The sequence below is a fragment of the Streptomyces malaysiense genome (genome assembly GCF_000980885.2).
GTDB lineage: Bacteria > Actinomycetota > Actinomycetes > Streptomycetales > Streptomycetaceae > Streptomyces > Streptomyces malaysiense.
In genome coordinates, this window is the sequence record NZ_LBDA02000018.1 from 25,180 (window position 1) to 49,580 (window position 24,401).

Below are 24,401 nucleotides of genomic sequence, written 5' to 3' on the forward strand. Positions count from 1 at the left end.
TGTACCCCGGCAGGGTCCAGCCTGGGTGATCCCGGGGGGATCGCGCTTGGGCCGTTCGGCCCGCATGCCCCGCCGGACGGGGCGTGCGGGGCGGGCCCGGTCCGGGGCGCGCTCGCGCAACCCGGCCTTCCCGGGGCCTCAGCCTCCCCAGGTCCACTCCGCGACCTCCGGCAGGTCCGTGCCGTGTTCGCGGATCCAGTCGTGGTGGCGGCTGCGGACGTCGGCCATGGCCTGGCGGACGGCGGCGGCGCGTACCGCGAGACCGGGGACGCGGTCGATGACGTCCATGACCAGGCGGTAGCGGTCGAGGTCGTTGCGGACGACCATGTCGAACGGGGTGGTCGTGGTGCCCGACTCCTTGTAGCCGCGCACATGGAGGTTCGGATGCCCGGCGCGGCGGTAGGCGAGGCGGTGGATCAGCCAGGGGTAGCCGTGGTAGGCGAAGATGACGGGCTTGTCGGTGGTGAACAGACCGTCGTACTCGAAGTCGGTCATCCCGTGCGGGTGCTCCTCGTGCGGCAGCAGCCGGGTCATGTCGACCACGTTGACGACCCGCACCGCGAGGTCCGGCAGGTGCCGGCGCAGCAACTGGGCGGCGGCCAGCACCTCCTGGGTGGGGACGTCGCCGGCGCAGGCGAGCACGACGTCGGGTTCGGCGCCGTTCTCGGTGCCGGCCCACTCCCAGATGCCGGCTCCGCGCGCGCAGTGGGCGCGGGCCTGGTCCATGGTCAGCCAGTCGAAGCAGGGCTGTTTGCCGGCGACGACGACGTTGACGTAGTCGCGGCTGCGCAGCACGTGCTCGGCCACCGACAGCAGGGTGTTGGCGTCCGGCGGCAGATAGACGCGGACGACCTCGGGGCTCTTGTTGAGGACGTGGTCCACGAAGCCGGGGTCCTGGTGCGAGAAGCCGTTGTGGTCCTGGCGCCAGACGTGTGAGGTGAGCAGGTAGTTGAGGGAGGCGATGGGGGCCCGCCAGGTCAGCTGCCGGGAGGTCTTCAGCCACTTGATGTGCTGGTTGACCATCGAGTCGACGATGTGCACGAACGCCTCGTAGCAGGAGAACAGTCCGTGCCGGCCGGTGAGCAGGTACCCCTCCAGCCAGCCCTGGCAGAGGTGTTCGGAGAGGATCTCCACGACCCGTCCGTGCCGGTCCAGATGCTCGTCGACCGGGAGCATCTCGGCCTGCCACGCCTTGCCGCTGGCGTCGAAGACGGCCTGGAGCCGGTTGGAGGCGGTCTCGTCCGGGCCGACGAGGCGGAAGTCCCGGCGCTCGCGGGTGTCCTCCATGACCTGTTCGAGGAGGCCGCCGAGGATGCGGGTGGGTTCGTGCAGGGCCGTGCCCGGCTTGTCGACGGCCACGGCGAAGTCGTCCAGGGGCGGCAGCGGCAGGTCGCGCAGCAGCAGACCGCCGTTGGCGTGCGGGTTGGACCCGAGGCGCCGGGCGCCCTCGGGGACGCAGGCGAGGACGTCGGCGCGGGGTCGGCCGTCCGGGCCGAACAGTTCCTCGGGCCGGTACGAGCGCAGCCACTGCTCCAGCTGCCGCAGATGCGCGGGGTTCTCGCGCACGCCCGGCAGCGGGACCTGATGGGCGCGCCAGGTGCCCTCGACGGGTACGCCGTCCACCTCGGCGGGGCCGGTCCAGCCCTTGGGGGTGCGCAGCACGATCATCGGCCAGTGCACCCGCTCGGTGATCCCGTCCTCGCGGGCGCTGGACCGCATCTGCGCGATCCGGTCCAGCGCGTCGTCCAGGGCGGCGGCGAGGGCGCGGTGCACCTCGGCGGGGTCCTCGCCGGTGACGTACAGCGGCTCGTGGCCGTATCCCCGCAGCAGGGCGTCGAGTTCGCCCTCGGGGAGCCGGGAGAGCACGGTCGGGTTGGCGATCTTGTAGCCGTTGAGGTGCAGGACGGGCAGGACGGCGCCGTCGTGCACCGGGTCGAGGAACTTGTCGGAGTGCCAGGAAGCGGCGAGCGGTCCGGTCTCCGCCTCGCCGTCGCCGATCACACAGGCCACGAGCAGATCGGGGTTGTCGAAGGCGGCGCCGTAGGCGTGCGCGAGGGAGTAGCCGAGTTCGCCGCCCTCGTGGATGGATCCGGGCGTCTGCGGGGCCACATGGCTGGGCACCCCGCCGGGGAAGGAGAACTGCCGGAACAGCAGCTCCATGCCGGCCGCGTCCCGGCCGACGTCCGGGTAGGTCTCGCTGTAGCTGCCCTCCAGCCAGGAGCCCGCGAGGACCGCCGGGCCGCCGTGGCCCGGTCCCCATACGCACAGCGCGTCCAGGTCGCGGGCCTTGATGACGCGGTTGAGGTGGGTGTAGACGAGGTTGAGTCCGGGCGAGGTGCCCCAGTGGCCGAGCAGCCGCGGCTTGATGTGTTCGGGGCGCAGCGGCTCGGTCAGCAGGGGGTTGGCCATGAGATAGATCTGGCCGGCGGCCAGGTAGTTGGCGGCACGCCAGTGGGCGTCCAGGGTGCGCAACTCCTCCTCGCCGAGAGCGGCTTGTCGGGGGGCGGCCTCGGTCATGGGCACTCCGATCATCGTCAGGTTCGTGGTCGGCCCGTGGTGCGACTTCGCTTCGCGGGCGTGGTCAGCCGGTTTCCGGTACGACGGCCACCGGACAGGCCGCGTGGTGCAGCACCCCGTGGGCGACCCGGCCGAGCTGGAGGCCGAACCGGCCGGAGCGGCGCCGGGCGCCGACGACGAGCAGTCCGGCGTCCCGGGAGGCGTCGACGAGGACGTCGCGGGCGTGTCCCTCGGCGGTCCGCCGACGCTGCTCCAGCCCCTCGGGGAGGTCCCGCAGGGCCTCCTCCAGCGTCTCGGCGGCCTCCTGTTCGTGGGCCTGGGCGGGCCCGCCGGCGAGCAGTGGATGCCCGGTGGTGCCGTGCGCGGGGCGCCGCCACGCCCGTACGGCCTCCAGGGGCACCCCGCGCAGCGCCGCCTCCTCGGCGGCGAACCGCACGGCGGCCGGGCCGGCGTCCTTCCCGGCGACACCGAGCACGACACGGCCGGGGACCGGCCCCGCCGCCGTGTTCCCCGGCTCGCCGCGCAGCACGATCACCGGGCAGTGGGCACGGGCGGCGACCGACAGGCTGACCGAGCCGAGCAGCAGTTCGGTGACGGCGTTGCGGCCCCGGCAGCCGACGACCAGGAGACGCGCGGTGCTGCTCTCCCTCACCAGTCCGAAAGACGGTTCGTCGGGCAGCACGGAGGTGGTGAGCCGCAGCCCGGGGTGGTGCCGGTGGGCCCGGCGTTCGGCGGTGTCCATGATGTCCTGGCCCATCACCTCCTCGACCGGTTTCCCGACCTCCTGGGCGATGAGGGAACCCTCGTAGCGCTCCCAGAGCGAGGCGTGGACGAGGCGGAGCGGTGCCCCGCGCAGGGCGGCCTCCTCGGCGGCCCAGTCCACGGCGCGCAGGCTCTCCTCGGAGCCGTCGACGCCGACGAGAACGGGCAGGTCCATCGTGTTCACTCTCCCTGGTAGGGGTCGACGACGAGGCGGGCCCGCACCCCATCGTTGACGGATTCACCGGCGTACGCGAGCCGTGCGGCACCGTTTCGGCCATGGGCCTCGCCGCTTCCGGCCGGCCGTCCGGCCGGGGGTGCCGCCTCAGCTGTGCGCGACGACGGCCACCGGCGCGGCGACGTGGTGCAGGACGGCGTGGGTGACGTGGCCGATGTGGACGCCGTAGGGGCTCGTGCGGACGCGGCGGCCGACGACCACCAGGGAGGCGTCCCGGGCGGCCTCGACCAGGACCGGCGCGGAGTTGCCGGCCCGGCTCACCTCGCTCACCTCGACGTCCGGGAACTTCTGCCGCCAGGGCCGCAGCACCCCGGTGAGCAGGGTCGCGGCCCGTCGTCCGAAGGAGGGCATGACCGGCGGGTCGGCGGGGATGCCGTACGCGGCGTACGGCGGCGGCGTCCAGGCGTGCACGATCCGCAGCGCGGCGCCGCGGCGGGCGGCGGCGTCGAAGGCGAACTCCAGCAGGGTCCGGCTGGGGCCCTCCGGGTCGTCGATGTCCAGACCGAGGACGACCGGCCGGAAGGGGGTGGCGGCGGACGGGACGCCCGAGGGGTCCGGCAGGTGTTCGTCGGCGGCCTGTTCACCCGCACGGACCAGTACCACCGGACGCGTCGTGTGCGCGACGACGTACAGCCCGGCCGAACCGACCAGGAACCCGCCGAGCCGGCCGAGACCCCGGGAGCCGAGCGCCAGCAGCTCGGCTCCGTCGGCCGCCTCGGCCAGGGCCGGCGCCGGTTCGCCGGTGGCCTGGTCGGTGACGACCTCGATACCGGGGTGGCGCAGCCGCAGGCCCGCCGCGGACTCGCGCACCGTGCGGGCCCATTCCTCGGAGGCGGCACGGTCCGCGTCGGTGCCGGCCTCGGGCTCCCGCACATGCAGGATCCGCAACGGCAGGTCCCGCAGCGCCGCTTCGCGCGCCGCCCATTCGACGGCGGCCCGGCTCTCGGGCGAGCCGTCGAGGCCCGCGGTGACGGTTCCGGTCATGTTTCCACCTCTCGCACGCGTCGCCCCGGGGGGACAGGAGCGACGATTCCAGCCTCGGGCAGAACCGGCGAGCCGATCAGGGGCCGCTGGTCCCCCGCCGGGACCGACCGGCCCTCCCCGGCGGCGGTGTCCCGGGAGGGCCGGGCGGCCCCTGTGCCGACCGGGCGCGACCGGCGCACGCTGGGGGCAGCGGAACCCCCGTCGAGAAGCCGGGCAGAGAAGCCGGGTCGAGAAGCTACGGAGTCACCCATGTACGGCACCCCGCACATCGTCAGCGACGTCATGACGACCACCGTCGCCGCCGTCGGCCGGCGCGCTCCGTTCAAGGAGCTGGTGGAGATGATGCAGGACTGGCAGGTCAGCGCCGTGCCCGTGATCGAGGGCGAGGGGCTGGTGGTCGGCGTGGTCTCCGAGGCCGACATGCTGCCCAAGGAGGAGCTGCGGGACGACCCGGCCGAGGAGTACCGGCAGCTGCGGCCGCCCGCCGACATGGCCAAGGGCGAGGCGATCACCGCCGGGGACCTGATGACCTCCCCCGCCGTCACCGTGCGCGCGGACGCCACCCTCGCCGAGGCCGCCCGGACGATGGCCCGCGCCCGGGTGAAAAGGCTGCCGGTGGTGGACGGGACCGGGATGCTGGAGGGCGTCGTCAGCCGCGCCGATCTCCTCAAGGTCTTCCTGCGCGACGACCAGGAGATCGAGGAGGAGGTGCGGCGGGAAATCGTGGCGCGGCTCTTCCCGCCACCGGACTCGGCCGTGGAACTGCGGGTGGAGGACGGCGTGGTGACCGTCCTCGGCCGGATCCGGGACACCTCGCTGGTCCCGGTGGCGGCCCGGCTGGTGCGGGCGGTCGAGGGTGTCGTGGACGTGCGCTTCGACCTGGCGACCGGCCGGCCGGCGGCGGGGGCGTGACATCCTGGGAAGGAGGGCCCGTCCAGGGGATCAGGGCCGGTCCAGGGGATTGGGGCCGGTCGGCCCTGGTGCGCGCGGCGCCGTCCGGCGATGATCGGCCCGACGACGGGCCGCAGCCCGTCCGCTTTCCGGGAACGAGAGGCCGAGATGACCGAGACACGCACCTTCACGGCACAGGACCCGATCCGGGTGTTCCTGCTGGACGACCATGAGGTCGTCCGGCGCGGTCTGGCGGATCTCCTGGACGCCGAACCGGACATCTCCGTCGTCGGCGACGCCGACACCGCCGCGCACGCGCTGGTCCGGGGCCCCGCCCTGCGCCCGCACGTCGCGGTGCTGGACGTACGGCTGCCCGACGGGGACGGCATCTCGGTCTGCCGGGAACTGCGCAACCGGATGCCGGAGCTGGCGTGTCTGATGCTCACCTCGTTCGACGACGAGGACGCCCTGCTGGACGCGATCATGGCCGGCGCGTCCGGCTATGTGCTCAAGCAGATCAAGGGCTCGGACCTGGTCTCCGCGGTGCGCACGGTCGCCTCCGGCCAGTCGATGCTGGACCCGGAGACGACGGCCCGGCTGATGCGCTCGCTGCGGGCCGACCCGGAGGAGACGCCGTCGCTGCCGCCGGAGCTGGCGAGCCTGTCGCCGCGCGAGCGGGACATCCTGGCGCTGATCGGGGACGGCCTGACCAACCGCGAGATCGGCAGGCGGCTGTACCTCTCGGAGAAGACGGTCAAGAACCACATCTCCCGGCTGCTGGCCAAGCTCGGCGTGCAGCGCCGGGTCCAGGCCGCCGTGCTCGCCTCCCATCTGGAGCCGCAGGGCGCGCAGCAGCGCCCCGGCCGCTGACCCGGGCACGCCACGGCGGTCCACCCGGCACGGGCGCCGCTCAGGGGAGTTGGGGCACGACGGCCACCGGGCACTTGGCGTGGTGCAGCAACCGGTGCGTCACCCGGCCCAGTTGGAGCCCGGCGTGTCCGCGCTCCCGCCGTACCCCGAGGACCAGCAGGTCGGCCGCGGCCGAGCGATGGAGCAGCACCTTGCCGGGCGGGCCCTCCAGGACGGTCCGGGCCACCCGTACGTCCGGGTACTCGCCCAGCGGGGCCTGGAGCAGCTTGTCGATCAGTTCGGCCGCCTCGTCCTCGTGGTCCGGGGCGCTCCCGTCCTCGGCCCGGTCGCCGGAGCGGCGCCAGGTGCGCACCGCGTCCAGGACACAGCGCCGGGCGGCGGCCTCGCGCAGCGCGAAGCGGGCGGCCGTGTCACCGGTGCCGGGCTCGCCGACGCCGAGCAGCACCCGCTCATGGGTGCCCCCGAGCCCCGCCGCGTCCCCGCGGACCACGATCACCGGACCGGTCGCCCGCCCGGCGACGGCCAGTCCGACCGAGCCGAGCAGCAGCCCCTTCAGCTCGCCCCGGCCCCGGCTGCCGGTCACCACGGCGGTGGCGTGCTCGCCCTCGGCGAGCAGGGCGGAGACCGGGTCCTCGGCCGGCACGGCGGAGTCCACCCTCAGGTCCGGGGCCCGCCGCCGGACACGCTCCGTCGCCGAGGCCACGATGTGCGCGGCCATCACATGGGGAGCGGACGGTTCGCTGCCGAGCGAGGGGAGCCGGCCCTCGTAGCGCTCCCAGAGCGAGGCGTGCACGAGACGCAGGGGCACCCCGAGCCGGACCGCCTCGTCGGCAGCCCAGTCCACCGCCAGCAGGCTGCCGTCGGAGCCGTCGACACCCACGACCAGGGGCAGGGGCATCGTCCTCACCGCCTTTCCTCGGGCTGCGCGTCCGCGCAGCGGCCCGTCCGGCTCTCCACGCTCGCACGGCCGAACGGGTGAGCCGATGGGTACATTGTCCCTTTCGGCGGGAATCGGACTACTCCGGCGAGGTCCGGGCGGCCCCTGCCCCCGGGCGGCCCGCCCGGCGCAGTCTGGAGGCGGCACCCCCGGGTGCCGGTGTCCCTGTCGGTGCCCCGAAAGAGGTCCTGATGACCCGTCTCCCCGAGGCCGGCCCCCCGTACGGCGCGCCCTCCGCGGCGGATCAGGCCGGCGTCGCCCGGCTGATGACCGCGCCGCCGGTGACCGTCGCGCCGGACGTCACCCTGGCACAGGCCACCCGCCTGATGGCCGAGACCGCCGTCGGCTCCCTGCTGGTCGTGGCGGACGGCACCCTGCGCGGCATCGTCACCGATCGTGATCTGGCGCTGCGCGGGCTGGGCGAGGGCCTGCCGCCGGACAGCAGGATCGACGCGGTGATGTCACCGCGGGTGGTCACCCTGGACGCGGGCGACGAGGTCCACGAGGCGTACCGCACCTTCCGCCGCACCGGAGTGCGCCGGCTGCCCGTGCTGGACGACGGCCGCCCGGTGGGCGTGCTCACCCTGGACGATCTGCTGCTGGACGTGTTCCGGCGGCTGGCGGATCTGCTGGGGCCGGTGGCCTGGAGCGTGCTGCGGGAGCCGCCGGGGCCGCCGTGAGCCGACGGCTCAGGTCTTCTCGGAGGGGACGATCACCACCGGGCACACGGCGTGCGCGGCGACGCGCTGGCTGACCGAGCCGAGCATGACGCGGGCGAAGCCGCCCCGGCCCCGGCTGCCCACGACCAGGACCTCGGCGCCCTCGGCGGCCCGGAGCAGGATCTCGGCGGCGTCGCCGTGGGCCACGCGGGTGCGCACCCCGGCGGCCGCGTCCGCGCCGAGCACCTCGGTCAGCTCCTGCGCCATCTGATCGCGGGTCTCCTCCTCGTCGATGTACATGTCCACGGCGGGCGCGGACCAGCCGTACAGCGGCACCTCCCACGCCGCGACGGCCTCCACCGCGCCGCCGACGAGCCCGGCGTAGCGCACGGCCCAGCGCACCGCCTCGAAGGAGGACGGCGAGCCGTCGACCCCCACCACGACCCGGGGCTTGGAGACGTCCTGGTCCATCTGTCCCACCTCTCTGCGGCGGCCCGCCGGCCACGGCTGTCGCCCCCTGTGCTCCACGCTGCGCGACGCGCCGCCGCGCCGCCAGAAAAGAGCGTCCGTTCGGCCCTGCCGCCGGGGGCCGGGGCGGTGCATCCTGCCGTAAGGGGAATGCCGTAAGGGGAATGCCGTAAGGGGAACCGGTAGGAACGGGAGGTGAGGCACGAATGGGCAAGCAGAGCAGGAAGAACGGCAAGGCGAAGGCCGGGGGGCCGCGCACCGGCCGCGACTGCGGGGCCCCGTTGCCCGCACGCCGGGGAGCGCGTCCCCGCGCCGGCGACGCGCCCCCGGAGCGGGCCACTGGCGCGGCCACGGCCCCGGCAATCAGTGGCTGCTGCTGCCCGGCGGCACATGGCGGCGGGTGGAGACGATCCGGGTGCGCGGGCTGTTCGGCTGAGCGGACGCCTCGGCTCCTCCGGGGCCTTTCCCGCCACCGCGCCACCCCGGCGAGGTCCGGCAGGGCGGCCCTAACCCGGGGTGACCGGGAGATCGTCGGTGAAGGCGTTGATCGGCCGGGCGATCGGGGTGATCCGGCGGGCGTCCAGCGCGGCCGGCGCGGATCCGGTGCCGAGGGTGCCCGCCGGGTGCCAGGTCCCGGTCACCGCGAGCCAGGTGTCGGCGGCGGGCGGCCCGGCGGAACCGGAACCGGAACCGTGGACATGGATCTTGACGGTCTGGGAGTCGGCGGCGCAGCAGGTGAAGATGATGCGGGTGAGGTACCAGCCGTCGCCCGCCGGGTCGGGCGTGACGAAGCCGGTCAGGCGGACGGTACGGCCCTGGATGGCCCGGCTGCGGTCCTGCTGGACGCGCTTGGTGAAGTCCGTGAGGGTCAGCGGCAGCGGGGAGGTCGCGGGCAGCGGCTCGAAGCCCTTCCTCTGCACGGCGACCGGCTTGGCGCCGGAGCGCGCGGCGGTGTACGCGCCGAGGGCGGGCGGGGCGAAGAGGAGGAGGCTCAGGGTGGGGAGGACGAGGAGCCAGGCGATCCTGGGGGTGCCGGAGTGGTCGTGCCCCTCGTGTCCCCCGGGGCCGTCGTGCGGGCGCCCCTCAGGCCCGTCGTGGGCGTGCCCTTCCTGATCGTCGGGGGCGTGTCCCTCGCTCCCGGTCCGGGAGAAGGCCGCCGCGATCCCGAGCAGGAGCAGGACGACGCCGGAGGCGATGAGCACGGGGCGCAGTCCGGGCTTGACGTAGCGCAGGTACGTGTCGCTGAACAACGTGACGCGCAGCAGGCCGAGGCCGGTCAGCTTCAGCAGCAGACCCTGGAAGAGGCGTCTCACAGCAGGGCCCCTCCGGTCAGGGCGCTGGCGGCGACGGCCACGACCGTGGTCGCCGTACAGAACCGCCAGGCGAAGGCGCGGCCGAAGGTGCCCGCCTGGAGGGCGATCAGCTTCAGGTCGACCATGGGCCCGACCACCATGAACGCGAGCCGGGCGGTCGGCGAGAAGCCGGTCAGCGAGGCGGCGACGAACGCGTCGGCCTCCGAGCAGACCGCCAGCAGCACCGCGAGGCCCGCCAGGAAGAGCACCGAGAGCCAGGGCGTGCCGGAGAAGGCGTCGAGGACGGCGCGCGGCACGGCGACGTTGAAGGTGGCGGCGGCCATGGCGCCGAGCACGAGAAAACCGCCGGCCTGGAGGAAGTCGTACTGGAAGCCGATCCGGAACTCCCGCCAGCGGCTGCGGCCGTGCGTGTGCCCGGTGTGCCGGTGACGCAGGGCCGGGCGCAGCCACTTCTCGTCACCCCGCCACAGCCACAGCCAGCCCATCACGGCCGCCGTGCCGAGGGAGGCGAGCAGCCGGGCGGCGATCATCGCGGGGTTGCCCGGGAAGGCGACGGCGGTGGCGGTGAGCACGACCGGGTTGATGGCGGGCGCGGACAGCAGGAAGGCGAAGGCGGCGGCCGGGGTGACCCCGCGGCGGATCAGGCTGTTGGCGACCGGGACGGAGGCGCATTCGCAGCCCGGCAGCACCGCGCCGGCGACACCAGCGACCGGTACGGCGAGCACGGCCCGCTTCGGCAGCACCCGGGTGAACAGGTCGGCGGGCACGAAGGCGTTGATGGCACCGGAGAGCACGGTGCCGAGGACGAGGAACGGCATCGCCTGGACGACGATGGCCAGGCAGACGGTGCGCCAGGCCCCTACGGCGGGACGGTCGAGCCACCCCGTGCCACCGAGGAGGACCACGGCCGTCGCGGCCGCCGCGAGCAGGACGGCGGCGCCGAGCGGCCACGGCCGGGGGCGGCGCACGGACGGGGGCGGAGGGACGGGAACGACCGCCACATCCTCCGCCGCGGCAACCAGTTCATCCGTTTTTTCCATGATCGCTCCGGATGTCGGTGTCCGGCCGACGATAGGCGAGGACCGGGGCCGGGACGCGTGTACACGCCGCCGGGGCGACCGCTGTGCACCACTTGGGCGCCCCGGCTCCCTCGGTGACACTTCTTACAATCCCGGCGGAAACGAGGCCGGAGTGACGGCAGCCACTTCGCACGGGGCGGGTTTTGTCTACGTTCAGGTGCCATGTCCTCGCACCCGCGCCGCGCGGCCGGCGTCCTCATGGCCTCGGCGGCCGCCCTGCTGTCCGCCGCCGTCCCGGCGGCGGCCGCCGTCACGCCCGCCCCGAAGACCCCGGTCCCCGATCCGCGCGCCACCGTCGCCGTCCTCGACCTCGACGCGGGCGCCACCACCCCCGTGGTCCGGGGCGAGGACCGCGCCTACGACACGGCCAGCATCGTCAAGGTCGACATCCTCGCCGCGCTGCTGCTCAAGGCGCAGGACGAGCGGCGCGCGCTGACCGACGACGAGCGCGGCCACGCCGAACCGATGATCCGGCGCAGCGACAACGACGCGGCGGACGCCCTGTGGCGGGAGATCGGCCAGGACGCAGGGCTCACGGCGGCCAACCGGCGCCTCGGACTGACCTCGACCACGGCCGGTACCGGCGGCAGGTGGGGGCTCACTCGGACCACCGCCGGCGATCAGATACGGCTGCTGCGCGCGGTCTTCGACGACAGCGCCGACACTCCCCTCAACCCCGACTCCCGCGCCTACGTCCGCGCCCTGATGGGCGAGGTGCTGCCCGAGCAGTCCTGGGGCGTCTCGGCGGTGGCCGCGCCGGGCGCCGAACTGAAGAACGGCTGGCTCCAGCGCACCACCACGGGGCTGTGGGACGTCAACAGCATCGGTGAGGTCACCATCGGCGGCCACCGCTGCCTCGTCGCCGTCCTCTCCGACGGCAGCGCCTCCATGAGCGACGGCGTCTCCCTGGTGGAGCGCACCGCCCGCACCGCCCTGGCCTGACGGCCGGGCGGGGGGGGCGCCCTCGGGGCGCGCGGACGGAGCGGCGGAAGGGCCCGGGGCGCGAGGGGGCCGGGGCGGTCTCCGATACAACCGTTCCGGTGGCACAGACGTCTCACAGAGTGGGGAACTCCCGTTCCCCCACCGACCGTTCGTCCGCCACTGTCGCTCCAGTCAGAGGATTCCATGCCCTTCAGCTCTCCCGGCCCCCGTGCGGTGCGCCAGACCGCGGGCGCGTTCGGCGCCGTCGCCCTGATCGCGCTGTGCGCCGCGCCGGCCGTGGCCGCCGACGTCCCCGCGACCGCCCTGGCGCTGGGCACCATCGCACCGTTCGACAAGGTGAAGCCGGGCAGCGAACTGCCGTTGTCGCCCACCTTCGCCGACACGGGCACGGCGACGCTCGACAAGGTCTGGCTGTCGTACTCCCTCACCCACGGCCTGGGCCGGACCGCGGTGCCGTCCAACTGCCTGAGCTACGCGGTCGGTTCGACCGACGAGGAGCCGGGCCACACGCAGGTGGTGTGCGAGTTCGACCAGCCGGTGCGGCCGGGCGTCGTCTACGCCCCGGAGCGACCGCTGGCCCTCAAGGCCCTGGACCGCGCCCTGTACGAGCACGTCCAGGTGGCCGTCGGCTCCTCGGCCCCGGCCCCGGACGACGGCGCCTCCACCCCGGCGCACGGTACGGCCGCCGTCGTGAAGCTGGTCGAGCGCACCGGCGAGACGGCGCCGCCGGCCGGCGCCGCGTCGAGCACGGACGTCGCGGTGAACGCCGTCAACACGGCCGACTTCCAGGTCGGCGGCGCCCGGTTGAAGGGCAAGGCCGGGGACACCGTCACGCTGCGGGTGAGGTTCGCCAACGCCGGGCCCGCCTGGGTGCTGCCGCAGCCGGGTCAGCGCGCGGCCCATGTCCTGGTCACGCTGCCCGAGGGCACCTCGGCGGTGCGGACCGACGCGCTGTGCGAGAACACCGGGGCCGAGTCCTACGCGTGCGGCACCGGCGCGCCCTGGGTGAACGAGCACGAGAGCAGGACGTACACCTTCAAGGTGAAGCTCGACAAGGCGGTGCCCGGCGCCCGCGGCTACGTGGAGATCGGCCCGGAGACCCGGCCGTTCGACCACGTCGGGAAGAACGACACCGCCCGCGTCACGCTCTCCGTCACCGGCGGCACCGACACCACGGGCGGCGGCTCCACCGGGGACGGCGGCTCGAAGGGCGGCGACGGGACCGGCGGCACCGGTTCGACGACGCCCACGGGCGGCACGGGCACGGACGGCGGTACCACCACGACGGGCGGCACCACCGGCACCACGTCCGGCACCACCGGGGGCCTCTCCACCGGCGGTTCCGGCACCACCGGCGGCAGCCTCGCGAGCACCGGCGCCGGTCCCGCGCTGCCCCTCGCCGGCGCCGCGGCCGTGGCCGTGGTCGTCGGCGCGGGCGCCGTGGTGGCCGCCCGCCGCCGGGGCGGCCGCCGCGACTGATCCCCGCGTGGTCCGGCCGGTGTCGCCGCCGGCCGGACCACGCGCCGGTCAGATTCCCGAGCCGCCGAAGCCCTGGGTGGTGTAGGCGCACTCGGTGTAGATGTACCCGGGGCGCAGCTTGGCGGTGTCGGAACCCGCGGTCGTCACCTGGCCGCCGTTCGGCTTGTGCACGAAGTACGTGGTGCCGACCGGGAGCAGCAGGGTGCGCTGCGGATAGTCCCTGCCGCCGGCACAGGGCTTGAAGGTGGACACCAGCGTGTCGGCGAGCGGGTACGACCGGCAGCCGCCGCAGGCCTTCAGGGTGAAGCTGCCGGTGACCGGACCGGTGTAGAGGACGGTGACGTCCTGCGGGCTGTCGTTCTTGACCGTGACGGAGATGCTGCCGCCACTGGCGGTGGTGGGCAGCTTCTTGCCGGCGGCCGGGATGGTCTGGGCGACCTCGGCGGCGATGGCGATCTTCTGGGCGCGCGCCCGGTTCTTGTGGTGCGGGTGCCCCGCGACGAACTTGTCCATCGTCTGCTGGGCGCCGCTGAAGTCGCCGCTCCGGTACTCCTGGACCCCGCAGTCGTAGGCGCCGTCGTCACCGCTGCGCCCGGCCCGGGACGCGGCGGACGCGAGCCCGCCGTCGGGGTCGCCCGCGGCCGTCCTCAGGTCGCCGATCCTGGTGTCGAGCTGCTGCAACTCCTCGACGGCCGCACAGGATCCGGAGCCGCCCACACCCTTCTGCGCCTTCTTCACGGCCGCGTCGACGGCGGGGACCACCTTCGTCGTCTGCGCGGAGCGCGGGAAGGTCTTCATCAGGTCGCCGAAGCGGGTGACCCAGTCCTGGCCGCCCGCGGACAGGCCCTGTGATCCGCACTCGTACAGCGAGGTCGCGAGGCGGTCGTCGGGCCAGCCGGCGAGCGTGCCGACGGTGGCCCGCGGCAGTTCACCGGGGACCGTGCGCAGATAGGTCAGCGGGGCCACGGCGGTGCAGTAGTCCTGGCTGTCGTAGGGCGCGGCGATCTCGGAGTAGTAGGTGCGCAGGCTGGCGGGGACCTTGCGGGCGGCACGGGAGCCGGGGTGGTCGGCGACGAGGCCGCGGTAGACCCCGAGGACCTCGCGGTAGTCCGGCTCGGCGGTGCCGAACGGCTTGCCCGCGTCCGCCGCCACCAGATGGTCGGCGCTCGCCAGACGGTCCAGGAGGGCCTGCTGCACGGCCTCGTCCCGGGCGTCCTGGTACCAGAGCGCGCCACCGGCCGGCACGGCGAGCAGCACCAGGCCGAGCAGCAGCGCGAGGGGCGCGCGGCCGGGCCACACCAGGCGGGTGCGCAGTCCGGTGTACGCGCCGTGGGCCGCCGCCAGCACCAGGAGGAGCGCGTAGCCGGCCAGCAGGGCGCCGGGGACGCCGTCGGCGTCGGCGGGCAGGGCGGCGACCAGCAGGATCGCGGTCGCCACCCAGCAGGCGGCCATGAGGAGCCGGCGCCGCGTGAGCGCGTAGCCGAGACCGAGTCCGCCGAGGTTGAGCAGGGCGACGGCGACGGCCCGGCCGGTGTCCGGGGGCGCGGGCGGCGGGCTCGCGGGCATGGGCGGCACGCCGACGCCCTGGCCCGGCCCGTACGGCCAGGGGCCCGCGGGCGCCGCTCCGGGGCCACCGGGACCTCCAGGGCCGGCGGCTCCGCCGGGAGCTCCAGCGGTGTTCCCGAATCCCCCGGAGCCCTCAGGCGGCCCAGCGGGCCCACCAGGGCCGGCACCTGGTCCCCCCGGTCCTCCCGAACCCGACGTCCCCCCGGGCCCTCCCGCGCCTCTCGGGCCCTGCGGGCCCCCGAAATCTCCGGACATGACGACTCCCCCCGGTCCGACGAACCCCCGCCGTGCGTGGCCTTCGATTCTAGCGTTCGGCGAACCCGCCTGAGCCCCAACACCAGTTCGCCCGAGGTCACTTGGGGATCGGACCACCCCTCCTTCCGACGTGGCCGCAGCCGGTGGGCCGGTCCGCCCGTCCGCAACCCGGGAACGGACACATCGCCTGACCGGCCCAATGCGGGTGCGTCGGAGGGGCGCGGAGCCGTGACGGGTGTGACCGTGGTGGAAGGAATCCCCGGGTGAGCGACTGACCGCCCGGTTGGCCAGCGACGAGGAGGCGGGATGCCGGACCAGGTCGGCGTGCGCGAACCCCTGCTCACGGACGATGCCGTCGCCGGGCACGCGCCGGACTTCGAGCAGCTGGGCGCCGTCGCGGACGCCGTGCTGTACGAGGGCTATCTGCTGTACCCGTACCGCCGGTCCTCCCCCAAGAACCGCGTCCGCTGGCAGTTCGGGGTGCTCCTGCCGCGTGACTGGGTGGAGCGCTTCGGTCCGGTGGCGCCCGGTGTCTCCGGCTCCGCGGACTCCTGGTACCAGCGGACGGAGTGCCTGGTCCGCGCCCCGGAGGACGACGCGGTCGTACGACTGCGGGTGCGATACCTCCAGATGCAGCACAAGCAGGTGGAGGACGCGGACGGGTCGCCGGTGGAGTCCCTGCGCACGGACGACGGCGTCACGCATCTCTCCTTCGACGAGGCGATCCCGCGCGAGACCGAGCTGGCGGTGCCGCTCGCCGAGCTGCTGGACGGCGGCCGCACGGTCGATGTCGGCGCGCCCGCCGGTGACGGGGACGAGCCGCTGCCGGGGGACGCGGGGCGGACCGTTCGGCGGCACCGGGAGCTGCGGGCCGCGACGACGGTGGCCGCCGAGCCGCTCGGGCCGGGCCTCTACCGGCTGCGGGTGCGCACCGAGAACACGGGCGTTCCGGCCGACCCCGGAGCCTGCCGGAACGAGGCGCTGCGGGACGCGCTGATCGCCACGCACACGGTCATCGGCGGCGAGGGCGTGGAGTTCGCCTCGCTCATCGATCCGCCGACGGCCCTGGCCGAGCGGGCGCGCGACTGCCGCAACGCGTTCACGTTCCCCGTGCTCGGCGGCGCGCCCCCGGAGCCGGCCGAGGGCGCGGGCCAGGGCGAGACCGGCCCGGCGATGCTCTCGGCGCCGATCATCCTGCCGGACCATCCGCGGGTGGCGCCGGAGAGTCCGGGCGATCTGCACGACGCGGCGGAGATCGACGAGATCCTGACGCTGCGCACGATGCTGCTGACCGACGAGGAGAAGGCGGAGGCGCGGGCCACCGACCCCCGGGCCGCGCGGATCCTGGACCGGGTCGACAGCATGCCCCGCGAAGTCTTCGAACGCCTGCACGGCGCGATCCGCTCGCTGACCCCGGCGGGATCGCCGGGCTCCCGGGCGTCCGGCCGCTCGGCCACGGCTCGCGCCGCGGCTCCGGCTTCCCGGCCGGCGGCCGCGGGCCCCGGACCGTCCACCGCCCCCGGGTCCGGCCCCGCTCCCGGCTCCCCCGCCACCCAGCGCCCCGCCTGGTGGCAGGAGGGCGGGGACGAGGGGTTGTCGCCCACCACCGACACCGTGCTCGTGGCCGGCGTCCCCGTCGGGGCCGGCAGTCCGGTGCTGCTGCGGCCGCGCACCCGGGGGGCCGACGCCCAGGACATGTTCCTGGCCGGGCGGTCCGCCACCGTGGCCGGGGTCTTCCACGACGTGGACGGCAGCGTCCGGCTCGCCGTGACCGTGGACGACGACCCCGCCGCCGAACTGCACGGCTGGTACGGCCGCTTCCACTACTTCCGGCCCGACGAGGTCGAACCCCTCGCAACCACGGGCACCCCGGCCACCCCCGGCCGGGCCCACGACCGACTGCGACGGAGGCCGCAGAGATGACCACACAGAGCGGTACCACCGAGGCCCGCGCCGACGCCCCCGAGGGCTTCGACGAGATCACCATCCTGTGGATCTCCGAGGGCATGAGCTGCGACGGCGACACGGTGTCGCTGACCGCCGCCGGGCAGCCGTCCATCGAGGACGTGGTGCTCGGCCTCATCCCGGGCCTGCCCAAGGTCAACCTCGTCAACAAGGTCCTCTCCCCGAGCCTGGGCGGCGAGGACTTCCTCGCCCCGTACCGCAAGGCGGCCCGCGGCGAGCTGGAACCGTTCATCCTGGTGATCGAGGGCTCGATCCCGAACCAGAACATCATCGAGGGCGACGGCTACTGGACGTCGTTCGGCAACGACCCGGAGACCGGCCAGCCGCAGACCCTGAACTGGTGGATCGACCAACTCGCGCCCAAGGCCTGGGCGGTGGTCGCGGCCGGCACCTGCGCCACGTTCGGCGGCATCCACGCCATGGCCGGCAACCCGACCGGCTGCATGGGCCTCGCGGACTACCTGGGCTGGGAGTTCAAGGCACGCTCGGGCCTCCCGGTGGTCAATGTGCCCGGCTGCCCGATCCAGCCGGAGAACTTCATGGAGACCCTGGTGTGGGTGCTCCAGCACGCCGCCGGCAGTGCGCCCCCGCCGCCGCTGGACCACATGCTGCGGCCGCAGTGGCTGTTCGGCAAGACCGTGCACGAGGGCTGCGACCGGGCCGCGTACTACGAGCAGGCCGACTTCGCCAAGGACTACAACTCCCCCAAGTGCCAGGTGAAGGTGGGCTGCTGGGGCCCCGTCGTCAACTGCAACGTGCCCAAGCGGGGCTGGATGTCCGGCATCGGCGGCTGCCCGAACGTCGGCGGCATCTGCATCGGCTGCACCATGCCCAGCTTCCCCGACGCGTTCATGCCGTTCATGGACGAGCCTCCGGGCGGCACGCTCTCGTCGATGGTGATCAAGCCGTACGGCGCGGTCATCCGCCGGCTGCGCGGGCTGACCAACGACATGGTGAACCACGAGCCCCGCTGGCGGCACAACAAGCAGAAGCTGACCAGCGGTTACGACCCGCACTGGCGGGCGTGACGCGGCACTCCCCCGCCGCCTCTCCCCCCGCCGCCCGCTCTCCCCTGCCGCCCACTCCGCCATCCGCCCCGCCCGACCCGAACAGCGAGGGACAGTACCGCAGATGACCACCACCGACGCGCGGACCTCAGGACGCAAACCAGCCCAGCTCGTGGACATGAACTGGGATCCGATCACCCGGATCATCGGCAACCTGGGCATCTACACGAAGATCGACTTCGCCAATCGTGAGGTCGTCGAGTGCCACAGCACCTCGTCGCTGTTCCGCGGCTACTCGGTGTTCATGAAGGGCAAGGACCCGCGCGACGCCGGGTTCATCACCTCACGGATCTGCGGCATCTGCGGCGACAACCACACCACCTGCTCCAACTACGCCCAGCAGATGGCCTACGGCGTCAAGCCGCCGAAGCTGGCCGAGCACATCACCAACCTGGGCGAGGCGGCGGAGTACATCTTCGACCACACGATCTTCCAGGACAACCTGGTCTTCGTGGACTTCTGCGAGGCGATGGTCAAGGCCACCAACCCAGGGGTGCTGGCCCGCGCCGAGCGCACCGACGCGCCCCGCGGGGACGTGCACGGCTACCGCACCATCGCGGAGATCATGAAGGCCTTCAACCCCTTCGAGGGCGAGGTCTACAAGGAGGCGCTGAAGGTCAGCCGGATCACCCGGGAGATGTTCTGCCTGATGGAGGGCCGCCATGTGCACCCCTCCACGCTCTACCCGGGCGGCGTCGGCACGATGCCGCAGCCGAGCGTCTTCACCGACTACCTCAGCCGGCTGATGCGCGTCATCGACTTCGTCAAGAAGGCGGTGGCGATGAACGACGACGTCTTCGACTTCTTCTACGAGGCCCTGCCGGGCTACGAGGAGGTCGGCAAGCGCCGTATCCTGCTGGGCTGCTGGGGCGCCTTCCAGAACCCCGACGTCGTCGACTACCGCTACGCCACCATGAACGAGTGGGGCAAGGCGATGTACGTCACCCCGGGCATCGTGGTGGACGGCAAGCTGGTCACCAACAACCTGGTCGACATCAACCTCGGGCTGCGCATCATGCTGGGCAGCTCCTTCTACGAGGACTGGGTGAACGAGGACCCGTTCGTCACCCACGACCCGCTGGGCAACCCCGTCGACATGCGCCACCCGTGGAACCAGACCACGGTGCCGGTGCCGCAGAAGCGGGACTTCGAGGGCAACTACAGCTGGGTGATGAGCCCCCGCTGGTACCACCCGGACACCGGCGAGCACCTCGCCCTGGACACCGGCGGCGGTCCGCTCGCCCGGCTCTGGTCGACCGCGCTGAGCGGCCTCGTGGACACCCCGTACGTGAAGGCGACCGGGGGCGGTATCCGCATCACCCTGCCCAGGGGTGAGAAGCTGCCGGAGACCACCCTGGAGTGGCGCATCCCGAAGTGGAGCAACACGCTCGAACGCGACCGCGCCCGGCCGTACTTCATCGCCTACGCCGCCGCCATGGCCCTCCAGTTCGTGGAGGAGGCCATGGGCATGCTGCAGAGCGGCGACACCAAGGTCTTCGAGAACTTCGAGGTGCCGGACGAATCGATCGGCTGCGGCTTCCACGAGGCGGTGCGCGGGGTCCTCTCGCACCACCTGGTGATCCGCGACAAGAAGATCGCCAACTACCACCCGTACCCGCCGACCCCGTGGAACGCCAGCCCCCGCGACATCTACGGCACGCCCGGTCCCTACGAGGACGCGGTGCAGGGCCAGCCGATCTTCGAGGAGAACGGGCCCGACGACTTCAAGGGCGTCGACATCATGCGCACCGTGCGCAGCTTCGACCCCTGTCTGCCGTGCGGGGTGCACATGTACATGGGCAAGGGCAAGACCCTGAGCACCGTGCACTCGCCGACGTACGGGGCCGACCATGGCTGATCCGGCCGGACGTCTGGCGGATCCGGCGGTGGAAGCCCGGCTCGCCCGGCTCGACGAGGTGCTGGCCGGACTGGAGCACACACCGGGTCCGGCCCTGGAGGCGGTACGGCTGCTGACCGAGGTCTACGGCGAGGCCCTCGCAAGGGTCCTGGACGGCGCGGACGAGCGGCTGGGCGCGCGGCTGGCCGGTGACGAGCTGGTCGGGCACCTCATGGTGCTGCACGGGGTGCACCCCCGGCCCCTGGCCGAGCGGGCCGAGGACGCGGTGGAGCGGCTGCGGCCCGCGGTGCGCGAGCGCGGCGGCGACCTGACGTGGGCCGGGGTCGAGAGCGGGGTCGCACGGGTGCGGCTCGACTCCGGCAGCGGCGCCAAGGGCGGCTGCGGCGGCGGGTGCGGGGGCGGCTCCGCGGACATCGCGGCGGCGGTCCGGGAGGCCGTGCTGGCGGTGGCCCCGGAGCTGACCGGGGTGGAGATCGTGCCGGACGGCGAGGAGCGCAGGGCCGCCCCCGCCTTCGTACCGCTGAACACGATCAAGCGCCGGTCCGTGCCGCAGGAGGCCGGGTGAGCGCGGACGGAGCACTCGCCCGGGTCATCCGCTCCGCCGCCGACCGCGCGGCCACGGCCGAGGCGGAGAGCTGCGAGCTGTGCGCGGCCCGGGTGGCGGACGAGCACCCGCACCTGTACGACACCGGGGCCGCCGAGGTGCGCTGTGTGTGCGGCCCCTGCTCGGTGCTGTTCGCGGACGGCGCGGCGGGCGAGGGCCGCTACCGGCTGGTGCCCCGGCGCCGGCTGCGGCTCCCGCCGGTCGACACCGGGGTGCTGGGCGTCCCGGTGGGCCTGGTGTTCTTCGTGCCGCGCTCCGACGGGGCGGTCACCGCGCAGGGGCCGAGCCCGGCCGGGGCGATGCGCTGGGAGGTGGACGCGGACGCCTGGCGGCGGCTGGCCGCCGAGGTCCCGCAGGTGGCGTCCATGACCCCGGACGTGGAGGCGCTCCTGGTGAACACCGTGCGGGGCCTGTCGGAGCACTGGATCGTGCCGGTCGACGACTGTTTCCGGATGACGGCCCTGGTCCGCCGCGAGTGGCGGGGGCTCTCCGGTGGCGGGCGGGTCTGGCCGGCCGTAGAACAGTTCTTCAGGGACCTCACCGAACGGTCGTAGTCGTACGACCTGGAAGGAGAGCGGACATGGGCAGCATCCGAGTGGGCCGCGCCCAGGCGAAGCCCGACACCCCGAGCCATGTTCCCGGGCTGCACCAGGGCAACAAGGGCCCGTACCAGGAGCAGACCGGACACCACCGGGACGGCAGCTCCGACGCGCGCCGCTCCACCGGTATCCACTGGAAGCGGCATGACGCCCTGGGCGAGAGCATGCCGAACATCTCGCCCGGCTGAGAGAACGGAAAGTGACCGCCATGAGCGATTGCAGAAGAAGAAGGCGCACCCGAGCGGGGATGTCCGGACGGCAGTTGCTGCTGCTCCAGGCCGCGCTGGTCGGCGGCGTGATCACCGCCCTGGTCGTCAAGGAGATCCCGGGCATCATGCGGGAGCTGCGGATCTTCCGGATGACCGGCGGGCCGGGCGCGAACCGGCGCTACCCCTGAAACGGCCGTGCACGAACTGTCGATCGCGTCGGCGATCGTGGAACAGGCCGAGGAGATCGCCCGCGCGGACGGTGCGGACCGGGTGTCCGCGGTGACCGTGCGTGTCGGCGAGCTGTCCGGGGTGGTGCCCGACGCACTGGACTTCGCCTTCGAGGTGGCCCGCGACGGCACGGCGCTCGCGGACGCCCGGCTCGTGGTGGAGCCGGTGCCCGCGCTGGCGTGGTGCGACGGGTGCGCCGAGGAGTTCGCGGTGGGCATACCGCCGTTCTTCTGGTGCCCGCACTGCGACCGTCCCTCCCAGGAGCTGCGCAGCGGACGTGAGCTGGAGATCACGGGCATCGACACGTAGGAAATCGACACGCAGGAAGCGGTCCGGCCCCCGACGGCGGGGGCCGGACCTGTGCGTACCGCTGCCGTCAGCAGATCCGGGGCAGTTGCTCGCCCAGCGGCAGGTCCACGACCCGGGTGCCGCCGAGGCCGGTGGCGACGACGACCATGCCCGGGTGGTCCGCGACGCACTCCCCGATCCGCGCCGCGCCGGTGCCCTGCGGGTGGGCGCGCATGGCGGCGAGCACCGCCTCCGCGTGCTCCGGCGGCACGAACGCGACGAGCCGGCCCTCGTTGGCGACGTACAGCGGGTCCAGGCCGAGGAAGCCGCAGGCGTTCTCCACCTCCTCCGGGACCGGGACGGCCCGGTCCCGGAGGAGTACGCCGGTGCCGGAGGCGCGGGCGATCTCGTTCAGGGCGGTGCCGAGCCCGCCCCGGGTGGGGTCGCGCAGGACGTGCAGGTCCTTGGTGACCTCCAGCATGGCCGCGACCAGACCGGCCAGGGGGGCGGTGTCGGAGGTGATCTCGACGCCGAACTCCAGGCCCTCGCGCACGCTCATGACGGCCACGCCGTGCTGTCCGATCGGCCCGCTGACGATGACCGCGTCGCCGGGCCGGGCGCGCCGCGGACGGATGTCGACGCCCTCGGGGACCAGTCCGACGCCCGCCGTGGTGACGTAGACGCCGTCGCCGTGCCCGGACTCGACCACCTTGGTGTCGCCGGTGGCCACGGTGACGTCCGCGGCCCGCGCGGCGGCGCCGACGGCGCGGGCGATCCGGCCGACGACGGACAGTTCCACGCCCTCCTCCAGGACGAAGGCGGTGGAGAGGAAGGCGGGCCGGGCGCCGCTCATCGCGAGGTCGTTGACGGTCCCGTTGACGGCGAGGTCGCCGAGGCAGCCGCCTGGGAAGAACAGGGGCCGTACGACGTAGGAGTCGGTGGAGAAGGCGATCCGGGCGCCGCCGAGGTCGAACACGGCCGAGTCGGTGAGGGCGGCGAGGAGGGGGTTGCCGTAGGCGGGGGCGAAGACCTGCTCGATCAGCTCGGCGGAGAGAGCCCCGCCGCCGCCGTGGCCCATGACGACGACCGGCTGGTCGCGCAGCGGGGCGGGGCAGGTCCAGCCCGCGGGGTCGACGGCGGTGTCGGAGGTGTCGGTGCCGGCGGGGGCGAGGCCGGGGGCGGCGAGGTCAGCCAACGGGGTTCATCTCCTCCCGCGGGATGCGCGATCCCTGCGGTGCCGGGGCGTTCATGCGGCGGTAGAGGTAGTAGGCGGCGCAGGCGCCCTCGCTGGAGACCATGGTGGCGCCGAGCGGGGTGCGCGGGGTGCAGGCGGCGCCGAACGCCTCGCACTCGGTCGGCTTGATCAGGCCCTGGAGGACCTCGCCCGCCCGGCACACGGCGGGTTCCTCGGTGCGGATGCCCGAGACGTCGAAGCGGTGCTCGGCGTCGTAGGCGCGGAACGCGTCGGTCAGCCGCCAGCCGCTGGCCGGGATGCGGCCGATGCCGCGCCAGTTGCGGTCGGTGACTTCGAAGACCTCCTCGATCATGGCGAGGGCGGCCGGGTTGCCCTGCTCGCGCACGGCCCGCGGATAGGCGTTCTCCACCCGGTGCTCGCCCCGCTCCAGCTGGTGCACGGCGCGCCGGATGCCCTCCAGGATGTCGAGGGGTTCGAAGCCGGTGACGACCACGGGGACGCGGTACTTCTCGGCGAGGTCCGGGTACTCGGCGGTGCCCATCACGCTGCACACGTGTCCGGCGGCGAGGAAGCCCTGCACGCGGCAGCTGGGCGCGGTCATGATCGCCTGCATGGCCGGGGGGACCCGGACGTGGGAGACCAGCAGGCTGAAGTTGCCGAGGCCCAGACGGCGGGCCTGGTGGACGGCCATGGCGTTGGCGGGGGCGGTGGTCTCGAAGCCGATGGCGAAGAACACCACCTGCCGGTCGGGGTTCTCGCGGGCGAGTTCGAGCGCGTCCAGCGGCGAGTACACCACCCGTACGTCGCCGCCCTCGCCCTTGACCCGGAACAGGTCGCGGTCGGTGCCGGGCACCCGCAGCATGTCCCCGAAGGAACAGAAGACGACCTCGGGGCGGGCCGCGATGTCCATGGCCTTGTCGATGACGTCCAGCGGGGTGACGCACACCGGACAGCCGGGTCCATGGATCAACTCGACCTCTTCCGGCAGGAGTTGGTCGATGCCGTGCCGGATGATGGAGTGCGTCTGGCCGCCGCAGACCTCCATCAGGGCCCACGGGCGGGTGACCGCGGCGCGGATCTCGTCCAGCAACCGCCGGGCGCGCGCGGGGTCGTTGAACTCCTCGACGTACTTCACCGGACCTCGCTCTCGGTCTCGTTCTCCTGGCGGGCCGCCTGTTCCCACGCGTCGCCGAACTCCTCCTCCAGCAGACCGAGTTGGTCGAACAGCTCCAGGGAGGCGCGGGCCGACTCCTCGTCCAGGCGCTGGAGCGCGAAGCCGACGTGCACGATCACGTACTCGCCGACCCGCACATCGGGCAGGTACTCCAGGCAGGCCTGTTTACGGACGCCGCCGAAGTCGATCAGGCCGGTGAGGGGGTCGGCCTGGTGGTCGATGGACACGACCTTGCCGGGCACTGCCAGACACATGGC

The 24,401-nt window shown here is 73.7% G+C and carries 24 protein-coding genes; 13 read left to right on the forward strand and 11 right to left on the reverse strand.

What is annotated here, in order from left to right:
• Positions 1-138: 138 nt before the first annotated feature.
• From VT52_RS09245 to VT52_RS09255, 3 genes are all read right to left on the reverse strand, one after another.
• Complete coding sequence (locus VT52_RS09245; protein ID WP_046416769.1) at positions 139-2,517, reverse strand: phosphoketolase family protein; 2,379 nt, start codon at positions 2,515-2,517, stop codon at positions 139-141.
• Positions 2,518-2,581: 64 nt separating this feature from the next.
• Positions 2,582-3,454 carry a universal stress protein gene (locus VT52_RS09250; protein ID WP_046416638.1) on the reverse strand — a complete coding sequence of 291 codons (873 nt, stop codon included), beginning with the start codon at positions 3,452-3,454 and terminating at the stop codon, positions 2,582-2,584.
• A gap of 147 nt (positions 3,455-3,601) precedes the next feature.
• On the reverse strand, positions 3,602-4,498 hold the full coding sequence (locus VT52_RS09255) for a universal stress protein (protein WP_046416639.1): 897 nt from the start codon (positions 4,496-4,498) through the stop codon (positions 3,602-3,604).
• A gap of 249 nt (positions 4,499-4,747) precedes the next feature.
• Here VT52_RS09255 and VT52_RS09260 point away from each other — a divergent pair, with 249 nt between their 5' ends.
• Together VT52_RS09260 and VT52_RS09265 are read left to right on the forward strand one after the other, a co-directional pair.
• A complete protein-coding gene (locus VT52_RS09260) occupies positions 4,748-5,410 on the forward strand; it encodes a CBS domain-containing protein (protein ID WP_046416642.1) in 663 nt (220 codons plus the stop codon).
• A gap of 147 nt (positions 5,411-5,557) precedes the next feature.
• Positions 5,558-6,259 carry a response regulator gene (locus VT52_RS09265; protein WP_046416644.1) on the forward strand — a complete coding sequence of 234 codons (702 nt, stop codon included), beginning with the start codon at positions 5,558-5,560 and terminating at the stop codon, positions 6,257-6,259.
• A gap of 40 nt (positions 6,260-6,299) precedes the next feature.
• Here the strand turns inward: VT52_RS09265 and VT52_RS09270 are convergent, their stop codons facing one another.
• On the reverse strand, positions 6,300-7,157 hold the full coding sequence (locus VT52_RS09270; protein ID WP_046416646.1) for a universal stress protein: 858 nt from the start codon (positions 7,155-7,157) through the stop codon (positions 6,300-6,302).
• Positions 7,158-7,387: 230 nt separating this feature from the next.
• Here VT52_RS09270 and VT52_RS09275 point away from each other — a divergent pair, with 230 nt between their 5' ends.
• Positions 7,388-7,876, forward strand: coding sequence for a CBS domain-containing protein (locus VT52_RS09275; protein ID WP_079174949.1), 489 nt, complete (start codon positions 7,388-7,390; stop codon positions 7,874-7,876).
• Between the two features lie 9 nt (positions 7,877-7,885).
• On the opposite strand, the gene VT52_RS09280 is transcribed toward VT52_RS09275, so the two are convergent.
• The 3 genes from VT52_RS09280 to VT52_RS09290 all read right to left on the reverse strand — a co-directional run bounded on the left by VT52_RS09280 (position 7,886) and on the right by VT52_RS09290 (position 10,676).
• The gene (locus VT52_RS09280; protein ID WP_046416647.1) at positions 7,886-8,326 is read right to left on the reverse strand and encodes a universal stress protein; all 441 of its coding nucleotides are present in this window, start codon (positions 8,324-8,326) and stop codon (positions 7,886-7,888) included.
• Positions 8,327-8,829: 503 nt separating this feature from the next.
• Positions 8,830-9,636, reverse strand: coding sequence for a TIGR03943 family putative permease subunit (locus VT52_RS09285; protein WP_046416649.1), 807 nt, complete (start codon positions 9,634-9,636; stop codon positions 8,830-8,832).
• The gene (locus tag VT52_RS09290; RefSeq protein WP_206306472.1) at positions 9,633-10,676 is read right to left on the reverse strand and encodes a permease; all 1,044 of its coding nucleotides are present in this window, start codon (positions 10,674-10,676) and stop codon (positions 9,633-9,635) included. Before VT52_RS09290 ends, VT52_RS09285 begins: the two co-directional genes overlap by 4 nt.
• Positions 10,677-10,877: 201 nt before the next feature.
• On the opposite strand from VT52_RS09290, the gene VT52_RS09295 reads away from it, so the two are divergent.
• Positions 10,878-11,657: a serine hydrolase gene (locus VT52_RS09295; protein ID WP_046416651.1), complete on the forward strand. Its 780-nt coding sequence runs from the start codon at positions 10,878-10,880 to the stop codon at positions 11,655-11,657.
• A gap of 183 nt (positions 11,658-11,840) precedes the next feature.
• Complete coding sequence (locus VT52_RS09300) at positions 11,841-13,136, forward strand: hypothetical protein (protein ID WP_046416652.1); 1,296 nt, start codon at positions 11,841-11,843, stop codon at positions 13,134-13,136.
• Between the two features lie 48 nt (positions 13,137-13,184).
• Here the strand turns inward: VT52_RS09300 and VT52_RS09305 are convergent, their stop codons facing one another.
• A complete protein-coding gene (locus VT52_RS09305) occupies positions 13,185-14,702 on the reverse strand; it encodes a hypothetical protein (protein ID WP_046416653.1) in 1,518 nt (505 codons plus the stop codon).
• A gap of 561 nt (positions 14,703-15,263) precedes the next feature.
• On the opposite strand from VT52_RS09305, the gene VT52_RS09310 reads away from it, so the two are divergent.
• From VT52_RS09310 to hypA, 8 genes are all read left to right on the forward strand, one after another.
• Complete coding sequence (locus VT52_RS09310) at positions 15,264-16,880, forward strand: hypothetical protein (RefSeq protein ID WP_240509699.1); 1,617 nt, start codon at positions 15,264-15,266, stop codon at positions 16,878-16,880.
• Complete coding sequence (locus VT52_RS09315) at positions 16,877-17,950, forward strand: NADH-quinone oxidoreductase subunit B family protein (RefSeq protein ID WP_046416654.1); 1,074 nt, start codon at positions 16,877-16,879, stop codon at positions 17,948-17,950. Before VT52_RS09310 ends, VT52_RS09315 begins: the two co-directional genes overlap by 4 nt.
• Positions 17,951-18,053: 103 nt before the next feature.
• Positions 18,054-19,847, forward strand: a complete 1,794-nt coding sequence (locus VT52_RS09320; protein ID WP_046416656.1) for a nickel-dependent hydrogenase large subunit — start codon at positions 18,054-18,056, stop codon at positions 19,845-19,847.
• A complete protein-coding gene (locus VT52_RS09325) occupies positions 19,840-20,412 on the forward strand; it encodes a NifU family protein (RefSeq protein ID WP_046416657.1) in 573 nt (190 codons plus the stop codon). The genes VT52_RS09320 and VT52_RS09325 overlap by 8 nt, the downstream gene beginning before the upstream one ends.
• Positions 20,409-21,005, forward strand: coding sequence for a DUF5947 family protein (locus VT52_RS09330; RefSeq protein WP_046416659.1), 597 nt, complete (start codon positions 20,409-20,411; stop codon positions 21,003-21,005). The genes VT52_RS09325 and VT52_RS09330 overlap by 4 nt, the downstream gene beginning before the upstream one ends.
• Positions 21,006-21,031: 26 nt before the next feature.
• A complete protein-coding gene (locus VT52_RS09335) occupies positions 21,032-21,238 on the forward strand; it encodes a hypothetical protein (RefSeq protein WP_046416662.1) in 207 nt (68 codons plus the stop codon).
• Positions 21,239-21,258: 20 nt separating this feature from the next.
• Positions 21,259-21,447, forward strand: a complete 189-nt coding sequence (locus VT52_RS37525) for a hypothetical protein (RefSeq protein ID WP_143070858.1) — start codon at positions 21,259-21,261, stop codon at positions 21,445-21,447.
• Between the two features lie 7 nt (positions 21,448-21,454).
• Positions 21,455-21,796 (forward strand): hydrogenase maturation nickel metallochaperone HypA, encoded by a 342-nt coding sequence (gene hypA / locus VT52_RS09340; protein ID WP_046416663.1) that lies wholly within the window; start codon positions 21,455-21,457, stop codon positions 21,794-21,796.
• Positions 21,797-21,863: 67 nt separating this feature from the next.
• On the opposite strand, the gene hypE is transcribed toward hypA, so the two are convergent.
• The 3 genes from hypE to VT52_RS09355 all read right to left on the reverse strand — a co-directional run bounded on the left by hypE (position 21,864) and on the right by VT52_RS09355 (position 24,398).
• A complete protein-coding gene (hypE, locus tag VT52_RS09345) occupies positions 21,864-22,853 on the reverse strand; it encodes a hydrogenase expression/formation protein HypE (RefSeq protein WP_240509702.1) in 990 nt (329 codons plus the stop codon).
• A 109-nt stretch (positions 22,854-22,962) separates the two neighbouring features.
• Positions 22,963-24,105, reverse strand: a complete 1,143-nt coding sequence (hypD, locus tag VT52_RS09350) for a hydrogenase formation protein HypD (RefSeq protein ID WP_046416669.1) — start codon at positions 24,103-24,105, stop codon at positions 22,963-22,965.
• Positions 24,102-24,398 carry a HypC/HybG/HupF family hydrogenase formation chaperone gene (locus VT52_RS09355; RefSeq protein ID WP_046416670.1) on the reverse strand — a complete coding sequence of 99 codons (297 nt, stop codon included), beginning with the start codon at positions 24,396-24,398 and terminating at the stop codon, positions 24,102-24,104. Before VT52_RS09355 ends, hypD begins: the two co-directional genes overlap by 4 nt.
• Positions 24,399-24,401: the final 3 nt, after the last annotated feature.